23 protein-coding genes and 1 pseudogene are annotated in these 23,349 nt (G+C 62.6%); 17 read left to right on the top strand and 7 right to left on the bottom strand.

The features are described from left to right. Positions 1 to 30: 30 nt before the first annotated feature. On the bottom strand, positions 31 to 501 hold the full coding sequence (locus FGS76_RS10140) for an LEA/WHy family protein (RefSeq protein ID WP_138772526.1): 471 nt from the start codon (positions 499 to 501) through the stop codon (positions 31 to 33). A gap of 76 nt (positions 502 to 577) precedes the next feature. Here FGS76_RS10140 and FGS76_RS10135 point away from each other — a divergent pair, with 76 nt between their 5' ends. Continuing rightward, complete coding sequence (locus tag FGS76_RS10135) at positions 578 to 1,099, top strand: macro domain-containing protein (protein WP_138772525.1); 522 nt, start codon at positions 578 to 580, stop codon at positions 1,097 to 1,099. An 82-nt stretch (positions 1,100 to 1,181) separates the two neighbouring features. Further along, positions 1,182 to 2,522, top strand: a complete 1,341-nt coding sequence (locus FGS76_RS10130) for a nicotinate phosphoribosyltransferase (RefSeq protein ID WP_138772524.1) — start codon at positions 1,182 to 1,184, stop codon at positions 2,520 to 2,522. A gap of 107 nt (positions 2,523 to 2,629) precedes the next feature. Here FGS76_RS10130 and FGS76_RS10125 read toward each other — a convergent pair whose 3' ends face one another. After that, positions 2,630 to 3,670, bottom strand: a complete 1,041-nt coding sequence (locus tag FGS76_RS10125; RefSeq protein ID WP_138772523.1) for a phospholipase A — start codon at positions 3,668 to 3,670, stop codon at positions 2,630 to 2,632. Between the two features lie 24 nt (positions 3,671 to 3,694). After that, positions 3,695 to 3,883: a Trm112 family protein gene (locus tag FGS76_RS10120; protein ID WP_138772522.1), complete on the bottom strand. Its 189-nt coding sequence runs from the start codon at positions 3,881 to 3,883 to the stop codon at positions 3,695 to 3,697. A gap of 276 nt (positions 3,884 to 4,159) precedes the next feature. Between FGS76_RS10120 and FGS76_RS10115 the strand changes: the two genes are divergently transcribed. The 3 genes from FGS76_RS10115 to FGS76_RS10105 all read left to right on the top strand — a co-directional run bounded on the left by FGS76_RS10115 (position 4,160) and on the right by FGS76_RS10105 (position 8,437). Beyond that, on the top strand, positions 4,160 to 5,956 hold the full coding sequence (locus FGS76_RS10115; protein WP_138772521.1) for an acyl-CoA dehydrogenase C-terminal domain-containing protein: 1,797 nt from the start codon (positions 4,160 to 4,162) through the stop codon (positions 5,954 to 5,956). Positions 5,957 to 6,205: 249 nt separating this feature from the next. Beyond that, positions 6,206 to 6,622, top strand: a complete 417-nt coding sequence (locus tag FGS76_RS10110; protein ID WP_138772520.1) for a YbaN family protein — start codon at positions 6,206 to 6,208, stop codon at positions 6,620 to 6,622. A 39-nt stretch (positions 6,623 to 6,661) separates the two neighbouring features. Further along, a complete protein-coding gene (locus tag FGS76_RS10105) occupies positions 6,662 to 8,437 on the top strand; it encodes an acyl-CoA dehydrogenase C-terminal domain-containing protein (RefSeq protein ID WP_138772519.1) in 1,776 nt (591 codons plus the stop codon). 61 nt (positions 8,438 to 8,498) lie between these two features. Here FGS76_RS10105 and FGS76_RS10100 read toward each other — a convergent pair whose 3' ends face one another. After that, the gene (locus tag FGS76_RS10100; protein ID WP_138772518.1) at positions 8,499 to 9,221 is read right to left on the bottom strand and encodes a 4'-phosphopantetheinyl transferase family protein; all 723 of its coding nucleotides are present in this window, start codon (positions 9,219 to 9,221) and stop codon (positions 8,499 to 8,501) included. Positions 9,222 to 9,344: 123 nt separating this feature from the next. On the opposite strand from FGS76_RS10100, the gene FGS76_RS10095 reads away from it, so the two are divergent. From FGS76_RS10095 to FGS76_RS10085, 3 genes are read left to right on the top strand one after another with little or no spacing between them, the layout of a single operon-like run. Continuing rightward, positions 9,345 to 9,905: an NADPH-dependent FMN reductase gene (locus tag FGS76_RS10095; protein ID WP_138772517.1), complete on the top strand. Its 561-nt coding sequence runs from the start codon at positions 9,345 to 9,347 to the stop codon at positions 9,903 to 9,905. A 28-nt stretch (positions 9,906 to 9,933) separates the two neighbouring features. Then, on the top strand, positions 9,934 to 10,656 hold the full coding sequence (locus tag FGS76_RS10090) for an SDR family oxidoreductase (protein ID WP_138772516.1): 723 nt from the start codon (positions 9,934 to 9,936) through the stop codon (positions 10,654 to 10,656). Beyond that, positions 10,653 to 11,585, top strand: coding sequence for an acyl-CoA dehydrogenase family protein (locus FGS76_RS10085; RefSeq protein WP_170214453.1), 933 nt, complete (start codon positions 10,653 to 10,655; stop codon positions 11,583 to 11,585). Before FGS76_RS10090 ends, FGS76_RS10085 begins: the two co-directional genes overlap by 4 nt. A gap of 127 nt (positions 11,586 to 11,712) precedes the next feature. Here FGS76_RS10085 and FGS76_RS10080 read toward each other — a convergent pair whose 3' ends face one another. Further along, positions 11,713 to 12,741, bottom strand: a complete 1,029-nt coding sequence (locus tag FGS76_RS10080; protein ID WP_138772514.1) for a hypothetical protein — start codon at positions 12,739 to 12,741, stop codon at positions 11,713 to 11,715. A gap of 139 nt (positions 12,742 to 12,880) precedes the next feature. On the opposite strand from FGS76_RS10080, the gene FGS76_RS10075 reads away from it, so the two are divergent. From FGS76_RS10075 to gdhA, 3 genes are all read left to right on the top strand, one after another. Next, entirely contained in the window at positions 12,881 to 13,192 is a 312-nt protein-coding gene (locus tag FGS76_RS10075) for a DUF1330 domain-containing protein (RefSeq protein ID WP_138772513.1), read from the top strand. 48 nt (positions 13,193 to 13,240) lie between these two features. Continuing rightward, on the top strand, positions 13,241 to 13,996 hold the full coding sequence (locus FGS76_RS10070) for a DUF4336 domain-containing protein (RefSeq protein WP_138772512.1): 756 nt from the start codon (positions 13,241 to 13,243) through the stop codon (positions 13,994 to 13,996). Between the two features lie 90 nt (positions 13,997 to 14,086). Continuing rightward, positions 14,087 to 15,439 carry an NADP-specific glutamate dehydrogenase gene (gene gdhA, locus FGS76_RS10065; RefSeq protein ID WP_138772511.1) on the top strand — a complete coding sequence of 451 codons (1,353 nt, stop codon included), beginning with the start codon at positions 14,087 to 14,089 and terminating at the stop codon, positions 15,437 to 15,439. 174 nt (positions 15,440 to 15,613) lie between these two features. On the opposite strand, the gene FGS76_RS10060 is transcribed toward gdhA, so the two are convergent. Next, the gene (locus FGS76_RS10060) at positions 15,614 to 16,459 is read right to left on the bottom strand and encodes a LysR family transcriptional regulator (RefSeq protein ID WP_138772510.1); all 846 of its coding nucleotides are present in this window, start codon (positions 16,457 to 16,459) and stop codon (positions 15,614 to 15,616) included. Positions 16,460 to 16,555: 96 nt separating this feature from the next. On the opposite strand from FGS76_RS10060, the gene FGS76_RS10055 reads away from it, so the two are divergent. The 6 genes and pseudogenes from FGS76_RS10055 to FGS76_RS10030 all read left to right on the top strand — a co-directional run bounded on the left by FGS76_RS10055 (position 16,556) and on the right by FGS76_RS10030 (position 22,338). Continuing rightward, positions 16,556 to 17,515 carry a quinone oxidoreductase family protein gene (locus tag FGS76_RS10055; protein ID WP_138772509.1) on the top strand — a complete coding sequence of 320 codons (960 nt, stop codon included), beginning with the start codon at positions 16,556 to 16,558 and terminating at the stop codon, positions 17,513 to 17,515. Positions 17,516 to 17,829: 314 nt separating this feature from the next. Then, complete coding sequence (locus FGS76_RS10050) at positions 17,830 to 18,144, top strand: GreA/GreB family elongation factor (RefSeq protein WP_170214452.1); 315 nt, start codon at positions 17,830 to 17,832, stop codon at positions 18,142 to 18,144. 517 nt (positions 18,145 to 18,661) lie between these two features. After that, positions 18,662 to 19,073 (top strand): annotated as a pseudogene (locus FGS76_RS10045) (transposase); the annotation flags it as partial. A gap of 59 nt (positions 19,074 to 19,132) precedes the next feature. Then, complete coding sequence (locus FGS76_RS10040) at positions 19,133 to 20,512, top strand: hypothetical protein (RefSeq protein WP_138772507.1); 1,380 nt, start codon at positions 19,133 to 19,135, stop codon at positions 20,510 to 20,512. Positions 20,513 to 20,638: 126 nt separating this feature from the next. After that, positions 20,639 to 20,887 (top strand): helix-turn-helix transcriptional regulator, encoded by a 249-nt coding sequence (locus FGS76_RS10035; RefSeq protein WP_138772506.1) that lies wholly within the window; start codon positions 20,639 to 20,641, stop codon positions 20,885 to 20,887. Positions 20,888 to 20,889: 2 nt separating this feature from the next. Continuing rightward, a complete protein-coding gene (locus tag FGS76_RS10030) occupies positions 20,890 to 22,338 on the top strand; it encodes a YfjI family protein (protein ID WP_138772505.1) in 1,449 nt (482 codons plus the stop codon). A gap of 50 nt (positions 22,339 to 22,388) precedes the next feature. On the opposite strand, the gene FGS76_RS10025 is transcribed toward FGS76_RS10030, so the two are convergent. After that, complete coding sequence (locus FGS76_RS10025) at positions 22,389 to 22,853, bottom strand: hypothetical protein (protein ID WP_138772504.1); 465 nt, start codon at positions 22,851 to 22,853, stop codon at positions 22,389 to 22,391. Between the last annotated feature and the right edge of the window lie 496 nt (positions 22,854 to 23,349).

The following is a 23,349-nucleotide window of genomic DNA, read 5'->3' as shown; positions in this document are numbered from 1 at the left end:
GAACGCCGCCCGGTCGCTCCTACCAGTGCCTCAGCGCAGCGGCAGGGTGTCCGGCAGGCGAAACTCGCCGCGCTGGTCGAAGCTGAGCGGCAGGGCCAGGCCCTTGACCCGGGCGGTGCCCTTGATGCGGTAGTCCAGCGGCGCTCCGGGGTCCTGCTGCAGGCCCTTAAGCTTGCCGAGAGTCTGCATCAGGCTGGTGGTGATGCGGGTGGTGACCAGGGCGTCGCCCATGGCCGGCAGGGTCACATCGTCGCCGGTCAGGCCACGGGCCAGCTTCTCGCCGTTGACGAACAGCTCGTAATCCAGACTTTTGAGCGTCAGCTCACGGTCGTTGGGGTTGCGCGCGCGCAGCACCACCTGCCACTGTTGCTCAAACACGCTGACCTGCTCCAGGCGCAGGCTGGACAGGTTCACCTCCGGAGCTTCCAGACCGGTGAGGGTCTGGCAGGCGCTGAGCAGGGCAAGCAGGCCGAGCACGCCGATTCGAGCCAGAGTTCGCATAGTGTTCTCCCAGTTTAAATACACAGGCCCGCCGAGGATCATACCCGAGCCGGGCCGCGATGCCAGGAAGCCCTTCATGGCCCAGGTAAGCATTGAGTGCCGGCAAGGCGACATTGCCGCCCAGACCGATATGGACGCGGTGGTCAACGCCGCCAACGCGCAACTGCGCACCGGCGGCGGCGTGGCCGGTGCCCTGCACCGCGCCGCCGGGCCGGGGCTCGCCGAGGAATGCGCGCCGATGGCGCCGATCCGCCCCGGACAGGCGGTGATCAGCGGTGCACACGGCCTGCCCAATCGTTTTGTGATTCACTGTCTGGGCCCGGTCCATGGCCGTGATGAGCCCGCCGACCGGTTGCTGGCGGACTGTTACCGCAACGCGCTGCGGCTGGCGGAGCGGGAAGGGCTGCACAGCCTGGCGTTTCCGGCGCTCTCCACCGGCGCCTTCGGTTACCCGCTGGCGGAGGCGGCGCGCATCGCGGTGACCACGGTGGCGGAGGAAAGCGCCGCGCTGAGCCGGGTGCAACGCATCCGTTTCGTGCTGTTCGACGCCGCCGCCCTGGCGGCCCATCAAGCCGTACTCGACGACCTGGCCCGCTGAAAGCCGCCGACGGACCTTGAAAAGCGCCCTCCGGGGTGCAATCCATAGCGATGTTTGACACCACCAGCCATAGGAAGCGCCGATGACCGCAGTCTGGCCACGGGCGGACGAATTGGGTCTGCTCACCGATCTCTATGAATTGAACATGGCCCAGGCCTACCATCTGGACCAGCGGCGCGGGGAGGCGGTGTTCAGCCTGTTCTACCGGGTGCTGCCCGGCGAGCGCAACTTCGTCGTGGCCTGCGGCCAGGAGCACGCGGCGCGGCTGATCAGCGAGCTGCGTTTCCCCGAGGAACAGGTGCGCCGGCTGGCGCCGCTGGGTTTCCGCGACGACTTTCTCGACTGGCTGGCCAACTTCCGCTTCAGCGGCGAGGTGCGGGCCCTGCCGGAAGGCTCCCTGGTATTTCCCCAGGAGCCGCTGCTGGAACTGCGCGCCCCGGTGGCCGAGGGCCAGCTGCTGGAAAGCCTGCTGATGAACTATGTGAATCTGGAAACCCTGCTTGCCTCCAAGGCGGCGCGGGTGGTGCTGGCCGCCGGCGACGCCCCGGTGCTGGACTTCGGCATGCGCCGCATGCACGGCCTGGAGGCCGCCTGGCGCAGCGTGCGCGCCTACCGGGTCGCCGGCATCCAGGCCACCAGCAATGTGCTCGGTGGCCTGACCTTCGACCTGCCGCTGCGCGGCACCATGGCGCACTCCTACATTCAGTCGTTCGACGACGAAACCGAGGCGTTCCGCCGCTACGCCCGGGACTATCCGGGCACCACCCTGTTGATCGACACCTACGACGCCCTGGCCGCCACCGACAAGGTGATCGGCCTGGTGCGCGACGAGGGCCTGGACGTGGGCGCGGTGCGCATCGACTCCGGGGACCTGGCGGCCCTGGCCCGGGCGGTGCGCGACAAACTGGACGGCGCCGGCCTGTCCCGCGTCCGGGTGGTGGTCAGCGGCGGCCTGGACGAATGGAAGGTGGCCGCCCTGGTGGCCGCCGGTGCCCCCATTGACGGCTTCGGCGTGGGCACCGAGATGGGCTCGGTGGCGGACGCGCCGTCCCTGGATTTCGCCTACAAACTCACCGAGTACGACGGCCGCCCGCGCCTCAAGGCGTCGCCGGGCAAACCGGTCTACCCCGGCGCCAAGCAGGTGTGGCGGCAGTACGACGGCGAGGGCCGGCTGGTGGGCGACGAGATCACCGCCGCCGATGAGGAACGCCACGGCGAGCCGTTGCTGCGCACGGTGGTGGCGGACGGTAAACCGGTGCTGCCGGCGCCGGACCCGGACGCCGCCCGCGAACGGCTGCGCCGGGAACTGGCGTCGCTGCCGCCGGCCCTGCGCGGTACCGCCCGCTCCAACGCGCCCTATCCGGTGACCTTCAGCGACGGCCTGGAAGAGCTGCGCACGCGCACCCTGGACAGCCTGCCCTGAGCGGCGTGGCCGGCGGCGCCATGAGCGCCGCCTGGGCGCTCCCCGGCGCCTGATGGCGGCGGTAGGAGCGGCTTCAGCCGCGATCAGGAAGGCGCTGAGCGTCAGCCCTAAAGCGTATCGGTGAGCAGGATGCCCAGGCTGAAGCGGGTCTCGTAGTCGTCGTAGTTGATCATCGAGTCGCCATAGCCGGTGAACACCTGCACCAGACCCTTGAAGCGCTCGTTGATGGGGAAGGAGTAATTGACCCGGCCGGCGCCCTTGTTGTCGGAACGCAGGTTGTTGCGCACCATCAGTTCCACCACGTGGTTGCCGAAGGCGCGCGCCACTTCCAGCTCGAAATGGCCCATGTATTTTTCGATGTCCGGGTTGTTGTCGCCGCGCGGGTCCAGCGGATAGTCCTTGTCATCCTCGGGAATCCGGTACCAGGGCATCAGCGACACATAGTACGGGCCGATCTGGGAAATATGCCGCAGATAAAGGCGGTTCCAGCTCCGCGAGGTGGGCTCGTCGCGGCCGTTGGAATCGTGGCGGAAGCCGAACGCCAGCAGCTCGCTTTGCACCGGGCCCAGTTTCCAGTCCACCGGCTTGGCGAGAAAGATCTCCGGGGTGAAATTGATCTCCCGGAACGGGCTCGACTCGCTCTTGTTGTAGGCCTGCCAGAAGAACACCCCGGTGAAGGCCATGTAGATGGTGCTGCCGTTCCAGAAATCGTCGTACAGCGGCGCCTTCAGGGAGATCTGGAATTTGACCTCCTTGGAGTCCAGGTCCTGGCCGGCCCGGTCCGGGTCGTTCCACTTGGGGTTGGACCAGTGGCTGTAGGGCAACAGGTAGTTGCGCCGGTGCGGCGTGATCACGAACGGGTTGTCCTGGCTGGAGCGCTCCAGGGCCAGGCGGGTGCGCAGGGCGTCTTCGTGGGGCGTGCGTTGCTTGGGCCGGGGGGCGTTGTCCAGACACCAGTCGCGTAACTGCCGGGCGGTGACCTCATCGCCCACGGTGCGGGCGGCGCGCTGCAGGCATTCGTTCTGTTGTTGGAGTTCCAGGGCGGCCTGGTCCGGGGCGGTTTCCGGTGCATCGCCGGCGCCAGTGTCGGTGTCGGCCCAGGCCGGCGCCGCCAGGCACAGCAGCAGAGCGAAAAGCGGACGGGACATAGAGGTGGTCCTCGATGGAGGTGGTCAGAGCGTGCGCAGTTCGCCGTCGTCCAGAGTGCGGGCCTCTTCCTCCAGCATCACCGGAATGCCGTCCCGTACCGGGTAGGCCAGGCCGCTGGCCTTGCACTTCAACTCGGCCCGTTGTTCGTCGTAGATCAACGGCGCCTTGCTCACGGGACAGACCAGAATGTCCAGCAGATTGGGGTCGATCATGGGGTGGTACTCCTATGGTAAACCCTGTGTCGTAAACCCAGTGTCATAAACCCGGGAATAGGGGGCGGCTTGGGCGGACTATACCAGTGTTGTCGGACAAAAGTGATTTCAAACGCTTGTTTGACTTATGGGTCACAAATAGTTGTGGGCAGTGGCTCCGGGGCGCGGCTACCATTCTCTCCCTGACGATGGACCCGCCCCGCCCGCTGCCTTTGTCTCAGCCCGTTCCGGGGCCGGTTTTCCCGCTTAACGATGACTCTCCTGGGAGACCTGATCATGCCCGAGTACAAAGCTCCCCTGCGCGATATGCGCTTCGTGCTCAACGAAGTGCTGGACCTGGATGGGCATTACGCCAAGCTGGGTCTGGAAGAGGTGAACAGCGAGCTGCTCAACGCCTTCCTCGACGAAGGCGCCAAATTCTCCGAGAACGAACTGGCTCCCCTGAACCGTTCCGGCGATGAGGAAGGCTGCCACTTCGAAGACGGCGTGGTGACCACGCCGAAAGGCTTCAAGGAAGCCTACGCCAAGTACGTGGAAGGTGGCTGGCCGGCCATCAACGGCGATCCGGAATTCGGCGGCCAGGGCCTGCCCGGTTCCGCCAGCATCGCCATTTCCGAAATGACCGGCACCGCCAACTGGTCCTGGAGCATGTATCCGGGCCTGTCCCACGGCGCCGTGGCCACCATCGAGGAACACGGCACCGACCAGCAGAAGAACGCTTACCTGCCGAAGCTGACCAGCGGTGAATGGACCGGCACCATGTGCCTGACCGAGCCGCACTGTGGTTCCGACCTGGGCATTCTGAAAACCAAGGCCGAGCCCAACGCCGACGGCAGCTACAGCATCACCGGCACCAAGATCTTCATCTCCGCCGGCGAACACGACATGGCCGAGAACATCGTGCACATCGTGCTGGCCCGCCTGCCCGACGCGCCCAAAGGCACCAAGGGGATTTCCCTGTTCATCGTGCCCAAGTTCCTCACCGACGGTAACGGCGGCGTGGGCGAGCGCAACGCGGTGGCCTGCGGTTCCATCGAACACAAGATGGGCATCAAGGCTTCCGCCACCTGCGTGATGAACTTCGACGGCGCCACCGGCTACCTGATCGGCCCGGAGAACAAAGGCCTGAACTGCATGTTCACTTTTATGAACTTCGCCCGTCTGGGTACCGCCATCCAGGGCGTGGCCCACGCCGAGCTGGGTTTCCAGGGCGGTCTGGCCTATGCCCGCGAGCGGCTCGCCATGCGCAGCCTGTCCGGCCCGAAAAATCCGGACGGCCCGGCGGACCCAATCATCGTGCACCCGGACGTGCGCCGCATGCTGCTCACCTCCAAGGCGTTCGCCGAAGGCGGCCGCGCGCTGGTCTACCTGTGCGCCCAGCTCGGCGACCAGGTGAAACTGGCCCGCGACGACGCCGAGCGTGAACAGGCTCACGACCTGATGGCGCTGCTCACGCCCATCGCCAAGGCGTTCGTCACCGAGGTGGGCCTGGAAGCGGCCAACCACGGCGTGCAGATCTACGGCGGCCACGGTTTCATCCGCGAATGGGGCATGGAGCAGAACGTGCGTGACGCGCGCATCTCCACCCTCTACGAAGGCACCACCGGCATCCAGGCGCTGGACCTGCTGGGCCGCAAGGTGATGATGACCCAGGGCCAGGCGCTGCGGAACTTCACCAAGATCGTGCACAAGTTCTGCGAAGCCCACGGCGACAACGGCGAACTCAAGGAACTGATCGAGCCGGTGGCCCGATACAACCGCGAGTGGGGCGAACTGACCCAGGCGATCGCCATGCAGGCCATGCAGAACCCGGACTACGTGGGCGCCGCTTCGGTGGACTACCTGATGTACTCCGGCTACGTGACCCTCGCCTACCTGTGGGCGCGGATGGCCGCCAAGGCCCAGGAGCAGCTCGACGCCGGTGCCGGCGACGAGGACTTCTACAAGGCCAAGATCAGCACCGCCCGCTTCTACATGAAGCGCATCCTGCCGCGCGCGGCGGGTCATAAAGGCGCCATCGAAGGTGGTCTCGACTGCCTGATGGAACTGGACCAGGAACACTTCGCGTTCTGATCCGGCATGCTCCGGCATGGCTCTGAAAAAGCCCCGCTTCGGCGGGGCTTTTTTATGGCCATGAATCTCCCGGTAGGAGCGACTGGGCGGCACTCCGCTTTAGCCGCGATCCTCTGGGGTGCCATCGTCATCGCGACTAAAGTCGCTCCTACAAGGGGCCCGGAAGGGCGTCGCGCCCTGAGCCGCTCCTACATGATGGCGCGTGGACCGGGGGGCGCGGGCGCTCGTTGTTGGCTTTATACTGTGGCCATGCTGCGTACTTTTCTTTGGCGCAGTCTGGCACTGCTGTGCGTGGCCCTCGGGCTGATCGGCGTGGTGGTGCCGGGCATGCCGACCACCGTGTTCATGTTGATCGCCGCCTGGGCGGGCACCCGGGGCTGGCCGCGCCTGGAGCACTGGCTGGTGAACCATCCCCGCTTCGGGCCGCCCATCGTGCTGTGGCGCGAACAGGGCGCTATGTCCCGCCGCGCCAAATGCGCCGCCTCCACGGTGATGATGATCAGCGTCGTGCTGATCGCCCTTTCCAATGTGCCGAACAGCGTGAAAATCGGCGTGCCTTTGTTTCTTTGCGGATTGCTGTTGTGGATGTGGCGGCGGCCGGAACCCACCGCCGAGGATGAACGGCGGGTCACAAATAAACGTTTACGCCCGGTTCGCCGCGACTAAACTAGGCTCCCGCAATCGCCACGTTTCGGGAGATTTATCATGGCTACCTACAAAGCGCCGTTGGAAGACATGCGTTTCATTTTGAACGATGTATTTCAGGCTGATCGTTTGTGGGCATCCATGCCCGCCACCGCCGAAGTCACCCGCGACCTGTCCGACGCGATTCTCGATGAAGCGGGAAAAATGGTGGAAAACCTGCTGTTTCCGCTTAACCGCGACGGCGACGAAGAAGGCTGCCACTTCGACGACGGTCAGGTCACCACGCCGAAAGGTTTCAAGGAAGCGTTCAAAACCTACGCCGAAAACGGCTGGACCGCGTTCTCCGGCAATCCGGAATTCGGTGGCCAGGGCATGCCCAAATCCCTCGCCGTGTTGTTCGAGGAAATGATGCACAGCGCCAATTCCTCGTTCGCGCTGTACCCGGCGCTGACCAATGGCGCCACCCTGTGCCTGGACGCCCACGCCAGCGAAGACCTCAAGCAGGCCTATCTGCCGAAGCTGTACAGTGGCGAATGGAGCGGCACCATGTGCCTTACCGAACCGCACTGCGGCACCGACCTGGGCATCATGCGCAGCAAGGCCGTGCCCAACGACGACGGCTCCTTCAATATTTCCGGCACCAAGATTTTCATCACCGGCGGTGAGCACGACATGGTGGACAACATTATCCACCTGGTGCTGGCCAAGCTGCCCGACGCCCCCGCCGGCTCCAAGGGCATCTCCCTGTTCCTGGTGCCCAAGTTCCTGCCCGACGCGGACGGCAACCCGGGTGAACGCAATGGCGTGGCCGCCGGGTCCATCGAACACAAGATGGGCATCAAGGGTTCCGCCACCTGCGTGATGAACTTCGACGACGCCAAGGGCTGGATCATCGGCGAGCCCAACCAGGGGCTGGCCGCCATGTTCACGATGATGAACTACGAGCGCCTGTCCATCGGCATCCAGGGCCTGGGCCTGGGCGAGGTGAGCTACCAGAGTGCCGCCGATTACGCCCGCGAGCGCCTGCAGGGCCGCGCCGCCACCGGCGTCCAGAACGAAGGCGGCAACGCCGACCCGATCATCGTGCACGGCGACGTGCGCCGCATGCTGCTGACCATGCGCGCCCTCAACGAAGGCGGCCGCGCCCTCTCCACCTACGTGGGCATGGAACTGGACAAGGCCAAGTTCTCCGAGAACGACGCCGAGCAGAAAGCGGCCCAGGATCGGGTGGCACTGCTGACGCCCATCGCCAAGGCGTTTTTCACCGACCGGGGCTTCGACACCACGGTGATCGGCCAGCAGGTGTTCGGTGGCCACGGTTACGTGCGCGAATGGGGCATGGAGCAGTTCGTACGCGACTGCCGCATTTCCCAGATCTACGAGGGCACCAACGGCATTCAGGCCCTGGACCTGGCCGGCCGCAAGGTGACCCGCAACGGCGGCAAGTACGTGGACGCCTTCCTGGCCGACCTGCGCGGCTGGATCGATGACAACGCCAACGAGCAGGGCCTGGACAGCATCCGCGAACGGCTGGTGGCCGCCGTGGACCTGCTGGAAAGCACCACCGCCGAACTGCTGCGCCAGGCCGGCGACAACCCGGACATGGTCAATGCCAGCGCGGTGGAATACCTGGACTTGTTTGGCTACGTCACCTACGCCTGGCTGTGGGCCCGCATGATGGTTACCGCCGCGCAACGGGACGACGACTTCGGCCGCGCCAAGCTCACCGTGGGCCGCTTCTACTTCGAGCGACTGCTGCCCCGCGCCGGCGCCCTGGCCGAGCAGATCAAGGCCGGCCCGGCCACCATGATGAGCCTGGAGCAGGACCTGTTCTGATTGGTGGCATCGCGACTGAAGTCGCTCCTACGGGAAAAACTCCGCCGCCGTAGGAGCGACTTCAGTCGCGACCCCCCAATGACTTCCTCCCCCGCGGCACCGCGATCCAACTCAACACGCCCTGGTCCTCATCCCGCCACAGGGCTTCCACGGTGGCGCCCCGCCGCCACTGATCGGACAGGTCGCGCCGCAGCGCGATGTGGTCCTCCGCCACCATCTCCGCGTCCTGGAAATAAAAACGCACGCCGGTGATCGGATAGAGCGCCTTGAACAGACTCTCCTTGATGGAAAACACCCGGGTCAGGCGGCGGGCGAAGGCGGTATCGTCCAGCGTGCCCAGCGCCTCCCGTTCCGCCGGGGTAAGAAGCTGCCCGGCCAGGCGCCGGGCCCGGTCCGGCGCCAGCCAGTGCTCCGCATCCAGGCCCAGCCCCTGCCAGTCCGCATGGCGGCCCACCAGGGCGGCGGCCTGGCCGTGGGAGTGGGTGATGGCGCCCACCGCCCCGTCCGGCCAGCAGGGTGCCCGGTCGTCGCCGATGGCGGGCACCGCCTCCAGGCCGGTGGCCTGGCCCAGGGCGGCACGGGCGCACACCCGGCCGGCCAGGTACTCGGTGCGGCGCTTGGCCACCGCTTTTTCCAGCCCCGCCGGCAGCGGGATGCCGGCGTGGGCGAAGGCGTCCCCGGCGAACGCGTCCGGCCGGTAACCACAGCGGGCCAGCACCAGGCCGGGGCCCCGGGCAAGGGTTTCCAGATCGTGCAGGCAGGGGGGCAGGGTGATGTGGGGCATGGCGCCTAGAATAGTGTGCCCATGCCGCGGCGACCAGCGTCGGACGTTGCGCCCGGTGCCCGGATAGTGATAAACCCGGTGTTCCTCTTTTTTCCTTCACCGCCCACGCATAAGGAGCCAACCATGCTTCGTCTCAATGTGATCATCGCCAGCACCCGCCCGGGCCGGGTGGGCTCGACGGTGGGCACCTGGTTCTATGAACTGGCCCGCCATCACGGCAACTTCGACGTCCGCTGGGTGGACCTGGCGGACTTCAACCTGCCGGTGTTCGACGAGCCCAACCATCCCCGCCAGCAGAACTACCAGCACGAACACACCAAGCGCTGGGCGGCCAGCGTGGACGAGGCGGACGCCTATGTGCTGGTGGTGCCGGAGTACAACTTCGGGCCCACGCCGGCGCTGCTCAACGCCCTCAATTACGTCTACCACGAGTGGAACTACAAGCCGGCGGCGTTCGTCAGCTACGGCGGCATCTCCGGGGGCATGCGTTCGGTGGAAGCCACCAAGCCGACCCTGACCACCCTGAAAATGATGCCGCTGATCGAGCAGGTGGCGGTGCCCATGGTGCAGGAGCAACTGGAAAACGGCACCTTCAAGGCCAAGGAGGTGCAGGAGAAATCCGCCATCGTCATGCTCGACGAACTGCAGCGCTGGGCGGAGGCGCTCAAGCCCATGCGCGGCTGACAACAATAACCAAAAACGGGAGAGCTTAATGAAACGTCGTACCTATCTGATCACCGGCGCCACCAAGGGCATCGGCCGCGCCACCGCCGAGTGGCTGGCCGCCGGCGGCCATGGCGTGGTGGGCATTGCCCGCCAGGGGGATGACCCGGACTTTCCGGGCACCCTGGTGAGCGCCGATCTGGGCGACCGGGATCAGGCCGACGCGGTGTTCAAGGACCTGGCCGGCCGTTTCGAGTTCGACGGCCTGGTCAACAATGTGGGCATGATCAAACCCCAGGCCCTGGGCGAGATCGACCTGGACACCTTCGACGCCACCCACGCCCTGCATCTGCACCCGGCGATCCAGGCCAGCCAGGCGCTGCTGCCGGGCATGAAGGCGCGCGGCTGGGGACGTATCGTCAATGTCTCCAGCCTGACCATCTTCGGCCTGCCCGGGCGCACCGCCTACGGCAGCGCCAAGGCCGCCATGGTCAATTTCACCCGCACCTGGGCCCTGGAACTGGCGCGCACCGGCATTACCGTCAACGCCATCGCCCCGGGCCCCATCGAGACCGAACTGTTCCGCGCCAACAACGCCAAGGGCAGTGACGGCGAAGCCGCCTACCTGGCCATGGTGCCCATGGACCGGCTCGGTGAACCCCGGGAAATCGCCGCCACCCTGGCCTTTATGCTGGGCGAGGACAGCGGCTATATGACCGGCCAGACGATCTGCGTGGACGGCGGCGCCTCCGTCGGGCGGGCCGCGTTTTGAGCGGGTGCCGGGACACGCTGGGGGCGCTGCTGCGCGCCCCCGTCACGATCACGCCGCCCGCCGACCTGGCCGCCTGGAGCCGCGGCTGGGAAAGCCTGGCCGGCGACCAGCGGGACCCGGTGGCGCTGGCCCTGTACGGCGGCTTCGCCGCCGACCGGGTGGGCTGGGCGTTCGCCGCCGGCTACCAGGCGGCCCTGCGTCACCTGCTGGCGAACTTCGGCATCACCCCCGGCCCCGCCGTCCGGCTGGCCCTGTGCGCCACGGAAGAGGGCGGCAACCGGCCCCGGGATATCACCACCACGCTGCGCGCGGACGGCGATGGCTGGCGGCTGCACGGCCAGAAGAGCTGGATCACCCTGGGGCCGGTGTGTGACGAACTGCTGGTGGTGGCACGGCTGGACCAGCCAGGGGACCGGCCGGTATTGAAAGTGGCGCGGGTGCCCGCCGGCGCCGACGGGGTGGCTTTGCGGGACAAGCCGGCCCTGGCGTTCGTGCCGGAGATTCCCCACACCGCCGCCGTATTCGAGGCGGTGGCCCTGCCCGGCGACGCCCTGCTGGACGGCGACGGCTACGACACCGTGGTGAAACCGTTCCGTGCCGTGGAGGACACCTTTATCGCCCTGGCGGTGCAGAGCTGGCTGCTGCGCGAGGCCCGGGCGCGGCACTGGCCGGCGGACTTCGCCGAAGCGCTCACCGCCAGCCTGGTGACCCTGGCCGCCGTCAGCGAGGGGCCCGCCGACGACCCGGTGACCCACCTGGCCCTGGCCGGCGCCCTGGCCCGTACCCAGAGTCTCTACGCGCGGGCGGACGGGCTCTGGGACGGCGAAGGCGACGCCAGCGCCGAACGCTGGCGCCGGGACCGGCCCCTGTTCCAGGTGGCCGGCAAGGCCCGTGCCCTGCGCGCCCAACGGGCCTGGGAACAACTGTAGCCGTCGCTGTCGGTGTTGCCGGTGTTGTCTGTGCTGTAGGAGCGGCTTCAGCCGCGATCATCTCCCTGCGCGATCCACATGATCGCTTTCGCGGCTGAAGCCGCTCCTACAAGGGGGCTGCCGCCTTTCAGCGCACGGGGAGGGCCTGAAAGAAACCGGCGCTTTGGTTGTCGGTGATTTCCACTACCCGGCCCTGTCGGTCCTGATGGACCGCCTGGCCGGGGGGCACCGGCGGGCCGTCCCGCCGCCGCGTCTCTCCGTCCTGAACCGGGCTGAACCACCAGGACTCCGGCTGTCCCGCCGCGAAGCGCACCCGCACCCGGGTGCCGGCGGGGTAGGACAGGGCGCCCAGGGTAAACGGCTCCGCCAGGGCGCCCAGGGCACGCACCGGTCGGTGCTCCCCATCCAGGTGGATGCGCCCGCGCAGCCGGGCGCCGGCCAGAGGCACCGCCTCCGCCTCGGGCAGGTCCACCACCCAACGATCCGGGTCCCGCCGGCCGTTGGTGTAGACCGTGCCTTTCGAGGCGCGCAGGGCGCTGCCTGCGGGCAGTCCGGCGCCGGCCAGCCGGTTGCCGGCGGCCAGCACGCAGCCGTCCACCCACCGCGGCGTGCCGCCGGGGGCCAGGTCCGCGGTCAGCGGCTCGCCGCCGGCGCAGCGCCAGCCTTCCCAGGTCTGATCCCCGGCCAGCGTCATGCGCAGCCGCCGGGGAACGTAGTGCCGGCCCTGCTCGCCCCGGTCCAGAAAGCGGCGCACCGCCGACGCCTGGAAGCCGTACACCGTTACCGGCGCCGGAAACGCCGCCCGCTCGAAGCTCTCCAGCCGATCCTGTTCCTTCAGCACCAGCTCGCTGCCGGCGGGCATATCGATGCCCGCCACCCGCGCCGGCGCTTGCAGAGTCACCCGCAGCGCCGCCTGCTCCCGTACCCCCTCGGCCAGCGACCACCACCCCAATACCTGCCAGGCCACATAGGGCACGAACAGCACGGCCAACACCACCGACAGCAGTGCGGTGCCGCGCCGATGGCGCCGGCGCCAGCCGCCTACCCCGGGGTGGGTCAGCACCAGCAGCCAGAACAACGCGAGCGCCGCGCCGGCCAGCATCGACAGCGTCAGCAACCCGAGGAAAAGCGGTGAAAAAGGGGCGACCGGGATCAAGGCGAGCATCCATCCATGAACAGGCGCCCGTTATAACAGGCGATCCCCGGCCCGGCCAGGAACCGCCGGGCAAACCGGTCATTGCCCGCGCCGCCACGCCGATGGATAGTCAGGGTTTTATCGTAATGAGGACCTGGTCATGAAATGCTATGCGATTGCGATGATCGACTTTACCGACTCGGGTTGGATCAAGGATTATGTCGCCCGGGTCACGCCCATGGTGGAACGGCTCGGCGGCCGTTACCTGGCGCGCACCAACCGGGTCGACCGGATTGAAGGGGAGGGCCCGCCGCCGGGGACCTTCCTGATTATCGAGTTTCCCTCCCGGCAGGTAGCGGAGGGTTTCTACCACAGCGAGGAATACGCCCCCTTCAAAGCGGCCCGGCAACGGGGATCGGTGGGGCCCTTCTTCCTGGTCGATGGTCTCGACGGTTCCGCCGCCCCGACCTGACCCGGCGTACCGGTTCCAGCATCTTTCTTTCCTGGCAGGGAGCGATCAATGACAAGCTCACCAGAGCAAACCGCCGCGGCCCACCAGGAGTGCCGCCATGACACCCCGGTGCAGGTTGGCGAGGACCTGTGGCTGGTGGATGGCCCGGTGGTGGATTTCTACCGGATGCCGTATCCCACCCGGGCGGTGATCGCGCGCCTGCCCGACGGCGGCCTGTGGGTATGGTCGCCGGTGCCGCTTACCGAGGCGCTGCGCGCCTTCGTGGACCGGCTTGGGCCGGTGCGCTACCTGGTCAGCCCCAACAAGCTGCATCACCTGTACCTGGCGGAATGGCAACAGGCCTGGCCACAGGCCCAGCTGTGGGGCCCGGCCTCCAGCCAGCGCAAAAGGCCCGACCTCACCTTCACCGGCACCCTGGACGACACCCCGCCGGCGGCCTGGGCCGGCACCCTGGATCAGATCTGGCTGCGCGAGGCCCTGTTTCTCGACGAAGTGGTGTTCTTCCACCGCCCGTCGCGCACCGTGATTCTGGCGGACTTCAGCGAGGCGTTCAGCGACCATTTCCTGCGCCACCACTGGAAGCCCTGGCAACGCTGGATCGCGCGGCTCTGGGGCATCACCGAACGGCCCGGCAAGGCGCCGCTGGAAGTGCGCCTGAGCACCCTGCGCCGCCGTCGCGCCCGTGCCCGGGTGCGGCAAATGCTTGCCTGGCGCCCGGAAAAGGTGATCATGGCCCACGGCGTCTGGCGCGCCGACAACGGCACTGCCTATCTGCGCCAGGTTTTCTCCTGGTTGGGGGTTTAGGGCCGGACCACGCTTGGGCGGTGACGCCCGCTTTTCTGTTTTTATTTTTGAGCCGCTTTATTGTTCGGCTCGTTGCTATAGGGAGTATTCATGAACCATGTTTCCAGCGTCATCGATGGGCTGCGACAAAGCAGCCCGGGGCAAACCGAGTTCTATCAGGCCGTGGAGGAAGTACTGGAAGTGCTTGCTCCGGTGCTGGACGCCGACCCCCGCTATCAGAACGAAGGCGTTATCGAGCGCCTGTTGGAGCCGGAGCGTCAGATTCTGTTCCGCGTGGCCTGGGTCGATGACGAAGGCACGGTGCGGGTCAACAAAGGCTACCGGGTGCAATTCAACTCGGCCCTGGGGCCCTACAAAGGGGGCCTGCGTTTTCACCCCAGCGTGAACGGCGGCATCATCAAATTCCTGGGCTTCGAGCAGATCTTCAAAAACGCCCTCACCGGGCTGCCCCTGGGCGGCGGCAAGGGCGGATCGGACTTCAACCCCAAGGGCCGCTCCCAGGGTGAAGTGATGCGCTTCTGCCAGGCGTTCATGACCGCCCTCTATCGCCATATCGGCGCCACCATCGACGTGCCCGCCGGGGACATTGGCGTGGGGCACCGGGAAATCGGCTACCTGTACGGCCAATACCGCCGCCTGAGCGGCCGCTTCGAAGGCGTGCTCACCGGTAAGTCACCGGGCTGGGGCGGCTCCCTGGGCCGCAAGGAAGCCACCGGCTACGGCTGCGTGTACTTCGCCGAGAACATGCTGGCGGAACGGGGCGAGACCCTGAAAGGCAAACGCTGCCTGGTGTCCGGCGCCGGCAATGTGGCGCTCTACACCATGGAAAAACTGGTGGAGCTGGGCGCCCGGCCGATCACCTGCTCGGACTCCAGCGGCACCCTGATCCACCCCGCCGGCCTCGACGTGCCGCTGCTGAAAACCATCAAGGAACAAACACGCGCCGCCCTGGCCACCTACCTGGACACCCATAAAGAGGCCACCTTTATTCCGGTGGCGGACTACCCGGACGGCGGTTCGCCGGTATGGCGGCAGGACGGCGACATCGCCTTCCCCTGCGCCACCCAGAACGAACTGAACGGCGCCGACGCGGAAACCCTGCTCGCCAACGGCGTGGCCTGCGTGTGCGAAGGCGCCAATATGCCCTGCACCCGGGAAGCGGTGTCCCTGTTCCTGCGCGCCGGCATCCTCTACGGCCCGGGCAAGGCCGCCAACGCCGGTGGCGTGGCCGTCAGCCAGCTGGAAATGCAGCAAAACGCCGCCATGGCCCGCTGGTCCGTGGAACAGGTGGACGACACCCTGCGCGCCATCATGCGTGGCATCCACCAAAGCGCCAGCCAAACGGCGCTGGAATTCGACGCCCCCGGCAACCTGGTGCTCGGCGCCAACATCGCCGGCTTCCGCCGCGTCGCCGACGCCATGATCGACCAGGGCGTGTTCTGAACCGCATTCCCACGACCGTCCCGGGCGGCTCCGCTGCTCGGGCTTTTCCATTGCTTCATCGTTGTTCACACCCGGGGGGGGGGCGTCACGCGCGACCCCATAGCGTTGATGGGCCCGTAGGAGCGACTTTAGTGGCGATGAAGCTGGCACCGGGCTTGACCGCCACGAGACGCGCTACTTTCCCAACTCGCTTTTCAGCGCCTCAATAGTGGCGCGGATGCTGGCGGCCGCCTTCATATCCGAGTGAACCACCAGCCAGATATCGCGCCGGAACACCGGTTGGCCGACGCTCAAACGCACAAGCCCGTCGTCACCTTCCGCCATGAACTCCGGCAAAATCGCGACACCGGCTCCCGCCTTGGTTGCTGAAAGCTGTATTTCCGCCGTGCTGGCGGTAAAGGCGACGCGCCTGCCCGCCGCGACGTCCCGGAGTTTCACTTGATGCGGGGCAAGCGTCATTGGGCCGTCATAACCAATGAACGTCCATTCGGACTCCGGCACGTTTTCCAGATAGCCAGGGCTGGCATAGAGTCGAAAGGACATCACGCCCAGCTTCATTATCGTGAGATCACCCTCTTCGGGGCGACTCAGGCGGATGGCGATATCCGCCTCGCGCCTTTCCAGCACCGCACTGCGAGATTCACCGATCAACCGTATGGCCAAGTCGGGATGGCGCTCTCGTAATGCCGCTAGTGGCGCCACGAGCCGGGCAGCCGCGAAAGCCGGCGGTGCGCTGATAGTAACTTCGCCGCTCAACGCTTCGCGGGCCCCCGCGGCTACCCGTTCGATCGCCGTGGCCTCGGCCTCCATGGCCCGGGCCATCGCCGCGATTCGTTCGCCGTCCGGCGTCAGCACCAGACGCCGTCCACGGCGGTCGATCAGCTTGACCTGAAGATCGGCCTCCAACGCCGCGATCCGACGGGCAACCGTCGCGTGCTCCACGCCGAGCGACCGCGCGGTCCCAGAGAGACTGCCGTGCGTTGCGAACAGCGAAAAATGGCGAAGACTTTCCCAATCCATACGTTAATTTATTCCCAATGAATGGAAATATGAAGTGAATTTATTGACGGGCAGCTGAGCCATATTATCGACATCTCTCAGATGGAGATAACGCCCATGAATATTCAGATTCGTATAAAGGCTTCCGGCGGTCCGGAACAGCTGGAAGCAAGCAACTGCCTGCCGCAACAGCCCGGCCCCGGAGAAATTCGCCTGCGCCAGCGGGCTATTGGCGTGAATTTTTTAGATATCTACCACCGTTCCGGACACTATCCACTACCGAGCCCCTGTATACCCGGCGTCGAGGGCGCCGGCGTGGTGGAAGCACTGGGAGCGGGTGTCGAAGGGATTCGGGTCGGCGATCGCGTGGTTTATGCCGGGGTCCCAGGGGCTTATGCCTCAACCCGGCTTTTGCCCGCCTGGCGGGCGGTGCGGTTGCCGGAGGAGATCCCCTTTGAGGTGGCGGCCACCTCGATGCTGCGAGGGCTTACCACGCATATGCTGCTCACGGTGAGCTATCCGGTTGGCGCCGGGTCCACCCTGCTGGTGCACGCGGCGGCGGGTGGGCTCGGAGGAATGCTTACCCGCTGGGCCAATCGCCTTGGCGCCTCCGTGATCGCGACCACAAGCAACCAGGAGAAAGCGACGATGGCCATGGCCAACGGCGCCGACCACGTTATCGTCGGCCGCGATGCGGACATCGTCGGCGAAATCTCCAATCTCACCAATGGACGGGGAGCCGACTTTGCTATTGATGGTATTGGTGGCGACATGCTCAGGAAATCTCTGAAATGCGTTCGTCCATTTGGCGCCGTCGCCAGCATCGGCTGGGTCGCCGGGCCGGTCCCGCCGATCGAAATGGAGGAACTGGGAACCGTCTCCTTGGCGAAGCCGAGCGTGATGGCCTATTCGGCCGACCGGGAACGCTATCGTGACGCAACCGAGGCGGTTCTCCATGCGCTCAGGGATGGTCTGACCGCCGAAATTGGTGGCCAGTACCGGCTAGTCGACGCCGCAAGAGCACATAGAGCGCTTGAAAGCGGTCAAACCACGGGAAGTCTTGTCCTGTTAGCTTGAACGCCAGGATCGACCAGGAGGGGCTGAACCGCATTCCAGCGTGCTGGCTTGCTTTATATTTTAATTGGGCTATGGTCGAGCGTTGAGTTCATTCATGGTACGAGGCACGCCGTGATTATTCACCGCACTTTTCTGACTGTTTTCCCCACCTTCCTCCTCTAAGCCGGACGGGTCTCCCCGTCCGGCGTCTGGTTATTTTCAAAATCGTTTATTTCCAATCAGGAGATGTGCTGATGGCGCCCCCGTGTGCGCGACGGCGCCTGCCCGGCTTATCGGCGAAGGCGCGCGGATACCTGTCTGTTCGCGGATGGTGGATGTTGTCCCCGCAACTGCTCGGCGGTTTGTTGGCAAGGATGGAACAAAGAAAACGCCAACGGGACCGCTCCATGGTTGCGGACATCGACACCCGGGTCTGGATCATCGACCTGGACCACGGTGGCGAGATGGACTTTGTCCTGGTGGAACCGTCCCGCGCGAAGCCTAACCTTCGCTTTATCTCAATCCTGTCGCCCTTCGGCGAGGCGCTGTTCGGCGCCCGCGTGGGCGACATGGTCCACCCGCGATTTCTCGGCCACGAATACAGTGTCCTGATCAAACGGGTGGAACCCTGGCAGGAGTCAGAATCATGAGTAAGGAAAAAGAAAAGAAAAAAGCGAAACGAACGCTGAAGGAAAAACGCCGCGATAAGAAAGAGAAGAGCTAGCGGTATAAAGGACCAGCCTGGCGCCAGGGACGGCGCAACCCTAGGTGTTTTTTATGCGTGGCCGGGAGTCCTGAATTCGCGCAGCGAATTGCCCGGCGCGAGCGAAGCGAGTGGTGGGGTGAGGAGGACCGAAGCACTGCTTCGCAGCGGACGAACGCGGAAACAGGGATGTTTCAGCTGGGGTTGTATGAGGCAGAAACGTAGCGCCAGGGACGGCAGCGCTGGCGTTTGGGTGAGGGAAGAGTGGTGGGCCCACCAGGACTTGAACTGTGTCTCTATCTCTCTGATTTCATAGATAATAAAGTGTGGCCGTTTGCAATCGTACCCACAATCTTACCCGTGGCAGATTAATAGCAAACTGGTAGGCTTGGTTCTTCGCATCTGGGCTTACTGGCTCGCAGGTGGTTCGTAAGGCCTGTCAGGAGCGCGGAGAAAAAAACTACCGGTTCCCGTATCAGGCATGCTCCTGGAAATACCCTCGCTGGGTTGCGGCGAGCCTGGAAGAAGGCGAACTGGCGCCAATCTACGGTTCGTCATCCGTTCACGCTACGACGACGGCTTCAAGCTGTACGACGAACAATACTGGGTTCGAGGCGATATAGAAAACCGGATCAAGAACACAGCATTTGTGTCTGCTCGCGGACCGCACCTCCAGCACGCAACGGTCCACCAATTAGTGGCGGCTGATCCTCTCGGGGTTCGCTTATACGTTGGTCGAACGGTTACGGGCTCGCCTGAAAAACACCCTCCGAAAGAATGAGCGCCAGTACTCTGCGGCTGAAGCTGATCATGGTGTTCGAGGTGATCCTCCGCAACACCCGCCGTCCGCCCATCTGGAGGAGCGGCGCAATATGATGCAGTTGTGGGAAGATTGCTTAGATAAGTTAGAAAATAAAATTTAACAAGGGGTTGGGATGTTCGTCTCAGTAAAAGATGCTGCGAAAAAAGGTGATTCGAAAGAACTCAAGGGCGACTTGGAGAAGTTTATAAATGAGGCTCTGGATCAGGGTTTAAGATTTTATTTGAAAGTAAAGAAGGGTAGTGTCTATTCATTAATAAAGGAGTTTGTGGGGCGCCCCAACATAATTAAGCACAGTCGTGAAGTAAAAAAGTATCCGGGCATTGTTTTAAATAATAAAAGCATATACCTGCCGGTGAGACACGATGATGTTATTGCTGTCGAGATAGATAGAGAATTAATTTTCGACGTAAGAAAAGGGATTCTGTCTGAGGCCTCTTTTTTTTCAGGGGCGATAAGATACACCGGAGATGGTAGCTTTGAGCGACTCTTCACCCTAAGGCGAGACTATGTGCCCGGTGCGCGTGACTTCTATGAGGAAGGATGTTTCTCTGATCAATCGTTGGAGAAAATAAACCAAGGTGGTGTATGTAAGGAGGAGGGGCGAGAGGAAATTTCGGGTAGCTCCCGTCTGGCTACTGTAATACGAGATATTGGCCCACTTAAGCCCGTGGTAAAGTATGAGGTCAGTCTAATTGGCGAGCTCTTCTATCGCTGGTCTAAAACGCGATCTCTGGATGTTTACTTGTCTGGTCCTAATCCGGTCATTAATTATAGTTTTTCGGTGCTTGAAGATGAGTCAATTCTTAACGATGACTCGTCTATTATAATTAAACCCAAAAAGATTGACGTTGAAGTTGATGACATTTTCGTTCTTAAAAAGGACCTTCATGATCTCAATGTAAGTAGGACGCGTGCCCAAGCCCCGTACAAAAAGGTTTTCGACGCAATCGAGTCTGTTCAGAAACTAGACGATGTCCCCGGATATGAGGACTGTCGCAAAACTGCGCTTCAATGGATATGTGATGAAGTTGGCGTCGAACAACGGGATGTTGAAAGCGCTATTCCTCTGGTTGACTTGGCAACGATTGCGGTGATGGTTTGGAAGGATGTGCCGCTCAAAGGAAAGGCAGACAAGGTGAATTGTAAGAACCTAATAAACAGAATGAATAAAGATTTCGAAAGTTTCTTTGATGACTGGACACGGCTGGTTATTCTTAATTTTAATACGGCTAAAAGATCTGGGCGTAATAGGGCCCCATATCTCGTCAGGAAGACTAAGGAAGATTACTGGAAAAAGACGGCGTTGAAAGTATTAATTCATGCCTGGAAGAAGAATGTCCTTGGCCTATCGAGGAATGCAAGGGTGCCTAGCTACACAAAGTGGCAAGAACAGGTAAGTGGCTACTTAAAAATGCAACCTATACCGGATTACATGATAAAATCTGTTATAGAGGTGATTTTAAGCGAACAAGATAAAAATATTTATTTTTAAAAATACCAATAAAAACAATAAGTTAGAGGGCTTTATTTTGGAATAAACAAGGGGTATTTTTTATTCCGCCCGCCGGTTTTTTGACGCTCTACATTGGCGCCTCCAGTCACGAGTTAGGAGACCGATATGAGTCGCCAAGCACCGTTAAGCACGAATTTAGCAAAGGAAATCCAGGTCATTCGCAGGCCTGAGGTTGAACGTTTGACAGGCCTTTCCAGGTCAACCATCTACGCAAAGATGGATCCGAAATCTGCGTACTTTGATCCAAGCTGGCCGAAAAAAGTAAGCCTTGGGCGAAGATCTGTAGGCTGGTATAGGCATGAGATCATCGAATGGGTTGAGTCCCGAACGATTTCTGCAGCAAGGGAGGCTTGATCATGGCATATCCGATGACAGGCACGAACAACCCTGCTGCATCCTGCCAATTTACGCCCCTCGTTAGTGAGGCCGCGCGGCAAGCTCACCAGAATTATCAGGCTCCTTACCGTCTTTGCTTGATGGCGGCGCTGGCGGCTATATCGTCAGCTACTCAGCCACTAGTTGATGTCGTCATGCCTTATGGCGCTACTGTGCCGCTTAGCCTTTTCCTGGTGGGAATTGCCAAATCCGGGGAGCGTAAATCAGCAGTCGAGCATAGGTTCATGCAGCGGATCAGGGCCATTGAAGAAGCCCTTGAAGCTGACCACAAAAATAGAATGGCTGATTATAATGTTCGACTTCATCAATGGAAAGGGCATAGAAAGCGCCTCGAAAAGATACTGGAAAAGAAGGGGCTTGAGCATTCGGAGCACAAACGAGTCAGCGAAGAATTAGTCGAGCATTGGAAAGAGAAGCCCGAAGAGCCTCAACGGGCTCGGATTGTCTATGAAGACATTTCTCCCATGGCAATGTTGACAGCGCTGAATGAGACGAAGGTAGGGACTCTGGTTTCTAGCGAGGGGGGTATTATCGTAGATGGAAAATCCTTTGACGGCGTACCGTACTTCAATTCACTCTGGAGCGGTGAGCCCGTCGGGGTTTCTCGGATGCGGCAGGCTACCCTTCAAATCAATGACGCGCGGCTGACGATATCCATCATGCTTCAGCCAGACATCTTTGGGCCGCATACGGGTAAGAAGGGCGAGAAGGTTCGAGGCTCGGGCCATTGGGCTAGATACTTAGTGTTCAATCCAGAGTCTACTCAGGGAACGCGCTTCTCTAGAAAACAAGCCAATTCCTGGGAGCATATGGAGCGCTTTGATCATCGCCTTTCCCAGATACTGGATAGGGCCAGAATGGCTAGGGTCGTTGGCAATGCAGAGCGAGAAGAGATCCTATTCTCGCAGGAAGCCGCCTCGCTCTGGTTTGATCTCGCTGACGAAATCGAAGATGGAATTCGGTCAGGCGGGAAGTATGAAAATGCCTCTGATCACGCCTCCAAGCTGGCGGAGAATATGGCACGGGTTGCTGCATTGCTCCACTATTTCGAAGATTTCGAGGGGCAGATCTCGGCCAACACCCTCCGGGTGGCAGCGGATACCTGCAATGAGTGTTCTCAGGACTTTATCGACCTGTTCGTTCCGGTGCCTGAAGAGATTTCGGATGCAGAGGAGCTGAGAGGTATGATGCAAAGGATGTGTAACGACGGTTATCGCATCGTTAGGAAGAACTATCTGCGGCAACGCTGCCCCAACAGCCTTAGGAGCGGAGGGCGGTTCTATAAGGCTTTAGATGTTCTCGCTAGGGAGGGTGCCATCAGGCCTATGCAGGACACTAGGAACATCGTTTACATCGATATGGCGCCAGGCCTCGCTTTACCTTGGGATTGCCCTCTTTGGTATTGCTGAAAGGGTGACCGCCATTCCCGGTCGGCGAACTGGGAATGGCGGTATGGCGCTCATTTCGGGTGCAGGTCACGGTCAGAGAGCCGTTGGCGTCCCTGTTTCAGATCCCTGTATCCTGGCCCTCGCACAATCCGTAGCGATCGTGTTTTTGTATTCTTTTTCACTCTTAGGCTTTGCCGTTCCTTCCCCAAGTAAGAAATCAGCGTGTCCAAGTTATGTTGCTGGAGCGAATCGCCCGGCCGGAACGCCCCTATAGCCAGATGGTCCTCATGTATCCCCAGCCTGCTAGCGAGCTGACGCCGAGCACTGGCGCTGTTCACGTTGAAACCGCTGCCGTCCCCCTTCGTGACCACCTTGATCCAGTAGTTAAGGATGTATTTCCCTTTGAGCATATCCTTGTGCACCAGGTCGCCGTCATAGATGAAATAGCCGTGCCAGTGGTATCCCTTCTCTGGCCCATATTCGATCTTCAGGACCGCCAGCACCAGGCCGCCGAAATGGCGTTTGTTGTGGCGCATGTTTTTTATCATTCGGCCTAGGTCCGATGAGATGCGGTCGGGGGTGACCGTGGGCCTGACTGATTGAAGATAGTTGCCGTCGACACGTATCAGGCGTGCTCGTTTGCATAAAGAGAGAGCGTCCTTCACAGCCGCGTCAATGGCTTCAACGCGCCTCTTTCGCTTGATTCTGAGGTTGCGTCTGTACCTCCGCATCTCGGGCGTCATAAGCCGCTGCCTGATCTGTCGCAGGTACTCAAGGTAGTGCTCATGTACCGTCTTCCCATCTATGTCGGTGTGCAAAGGCAGCCCTGCTAGTGCGCCAACACCCATCCTCTCGTTTACTCCAAGTAGAACGTCAATATCACGATCAATCTCATTGAACCGCCCCGTATTTCGCGGAGGCTGTTTGGTTTAAGTCAGGCTGCGACGGAGGCCTGACTATTGAGTTGCCTGTAGTAGTTTGCCTCAGCTTCCGCCGGCGGGATATATCCTAGCGGTTCGAATAGGCGGTTGG

The sequence above is a fragment of the Alloalcanivorax gelatiniphagus genome, from assembly GCF_005938655.1.
GTDB lineage: Bacteria > Pseudomonadota > Gammaproteobacteria > Pseudomonadales > Alcanivoracaceae > Alloalcanivorax > Alloalcanivorax gelatiniphagus.
The sequence above is the reverse complement of the archived record's forward strand: the minus strand, read 5'-3'. Positions and strand labels throughout refer to the sequence as shown.

Coding starts and splice junctions, on each gene's coding strand:
- FGS76_RS10140 (WP_138772526.1), bottom strand. CDS start 501: ATGCGAACTCTGGCTCGAATCGGCGTGCTCGGCCTGCTTGCCCTGCTC.
- FGS76_RS10135 (WP_138772525.1), top strand. CDS start 578: ATGGCCCAGGTAAGCATTGAGTGCCGGCAAGGCGACATTGCCGCCCAG.
- FGS76_RS10130 (WP_138772524.1), top strand. CDS start 1,182: ATGACCGCAGTCTGGCCACGGGCGGACGAATTGGGTCTGCTCACCGAT.
- FGS76_RS10125 (WP_138772523.1), bottom strand. CDS start 3,670: ATGTCCCGTCCGCTTTTCGCTCTGCTGCTGTGCCTGGCGGCGCCGGCC.
- FGS76_RS10120 (WP_138772522.1), bottom strand. CDS start 3,883: ATGATCGACCCCAATCTGCTGGACATTCTGGTCTGTCCCGTGAGCAAG.
- FGS76_RS10115 (WP_138772521.1), top strand. CDS start 4,160: ATGCCCGAGTACAAAGCTCCCCTGCGCGATATGCGCTTCGTGCTCAAC.
- FGS76_RS10110 (WP_138772520.1), top strand. CDS start 6,206: ATGCTGCGTACTTTTCTTTGGCGCAGTCTGGCACTGCTGTGCGTGGCC.
- FGS76_RS10105 (WP_138772519.1), top strand. CDS start 6,662: ATGGCTACCTACAAAGCGCCGTTGGAAGACATGCGTTTCATTTTGAAC.
- FGS76_RS10100 (WP_138772518.1), bottom strand. CDS start 9,221: ATGCCCCACATCACCCTGCCCCCCTGCCTGCACGATCTGGAAACCCTT.
- FGS76_RS10095 (WP_138772517.1), top strand. CDS start 9,345: ATGCTTCGTCTCAATGTGATCATCGCCAGCACCCGCCCGGGCCGGGTG.
- FGS76_RS10090 (WP_138772516.1), top strand. CDS start 9,934: ATGAAACGTCGTACCTATCTGATCACCGGCGCCACCAAGGGCATCGGC.
- FGS76_RS10075 (WP_138772513.1), top strand. CDS start 12,881: ATGAAATGCTATGCGATTGCGATGATCGACTTTACCGACTCGGGTTGG.
- FGS76_RS10070 (WP_138772512.1), top strand. CDS start 13,241: ATGACAAGCTCACCAGAGCAAACCGCCGCGGCCCACCAGGAGTGCCGC.
- gdhA (WP_138772511.1), top strand. CDS start 14,087: ATGAACCATGTTTCCAGCGTCATCGATGGGCTGCGACAAAGCAGCCCG.
- FGS76_RS10060 (WP_138772510.1), bottom strand. CDS start 16,459: ATGGATTGGGAAAGTCTTCGCCATTTTTCGCTGTTCGCAACGCACGGC.
- FGS76_RS10055 (WP_138772509.1), top strand. CDS start 16,556: ATGAATATTCAGATTCGTATAAAGGCTTCCGGCGGTCCGGAACAGCTG.
- FGS76_RS10050 (WP_170214452.1), top strand. CDS start 17,830: ATGTTGTCCCCGCAACTGCTCGGCGGTTTGTTGGCAAGGATGGAACAA.
- FGS76_RS10040 (WP_138772507.1), top strand. CDS start 19,133: ATGTTCGTCTCAGTAAAAGATGCTGCGAAAAAAGGTGATTCGAAAGAA.
- FGS76_RS10035 (WP_138772506.1), top strand. CDS start 20,639: ATGAGTCGCCAAGCACCGTTAAGCACGAATTTAGCAAAGGAAATCCAG.
- FGS76_RS10030 (WP_138772505.1), top strand. CDS start 20,890: ATGGCATATCCGATGACAGGCACGAACAACCCTGCTGCATCCTGCCAA.
- FGS76_RS10025 (WP_138772504.1), bottom strand. CDS start 22,853: ATGCGCCACAACAAACGCCATTTCGGCGGCCTGGTGCTGGCGGTCCTG.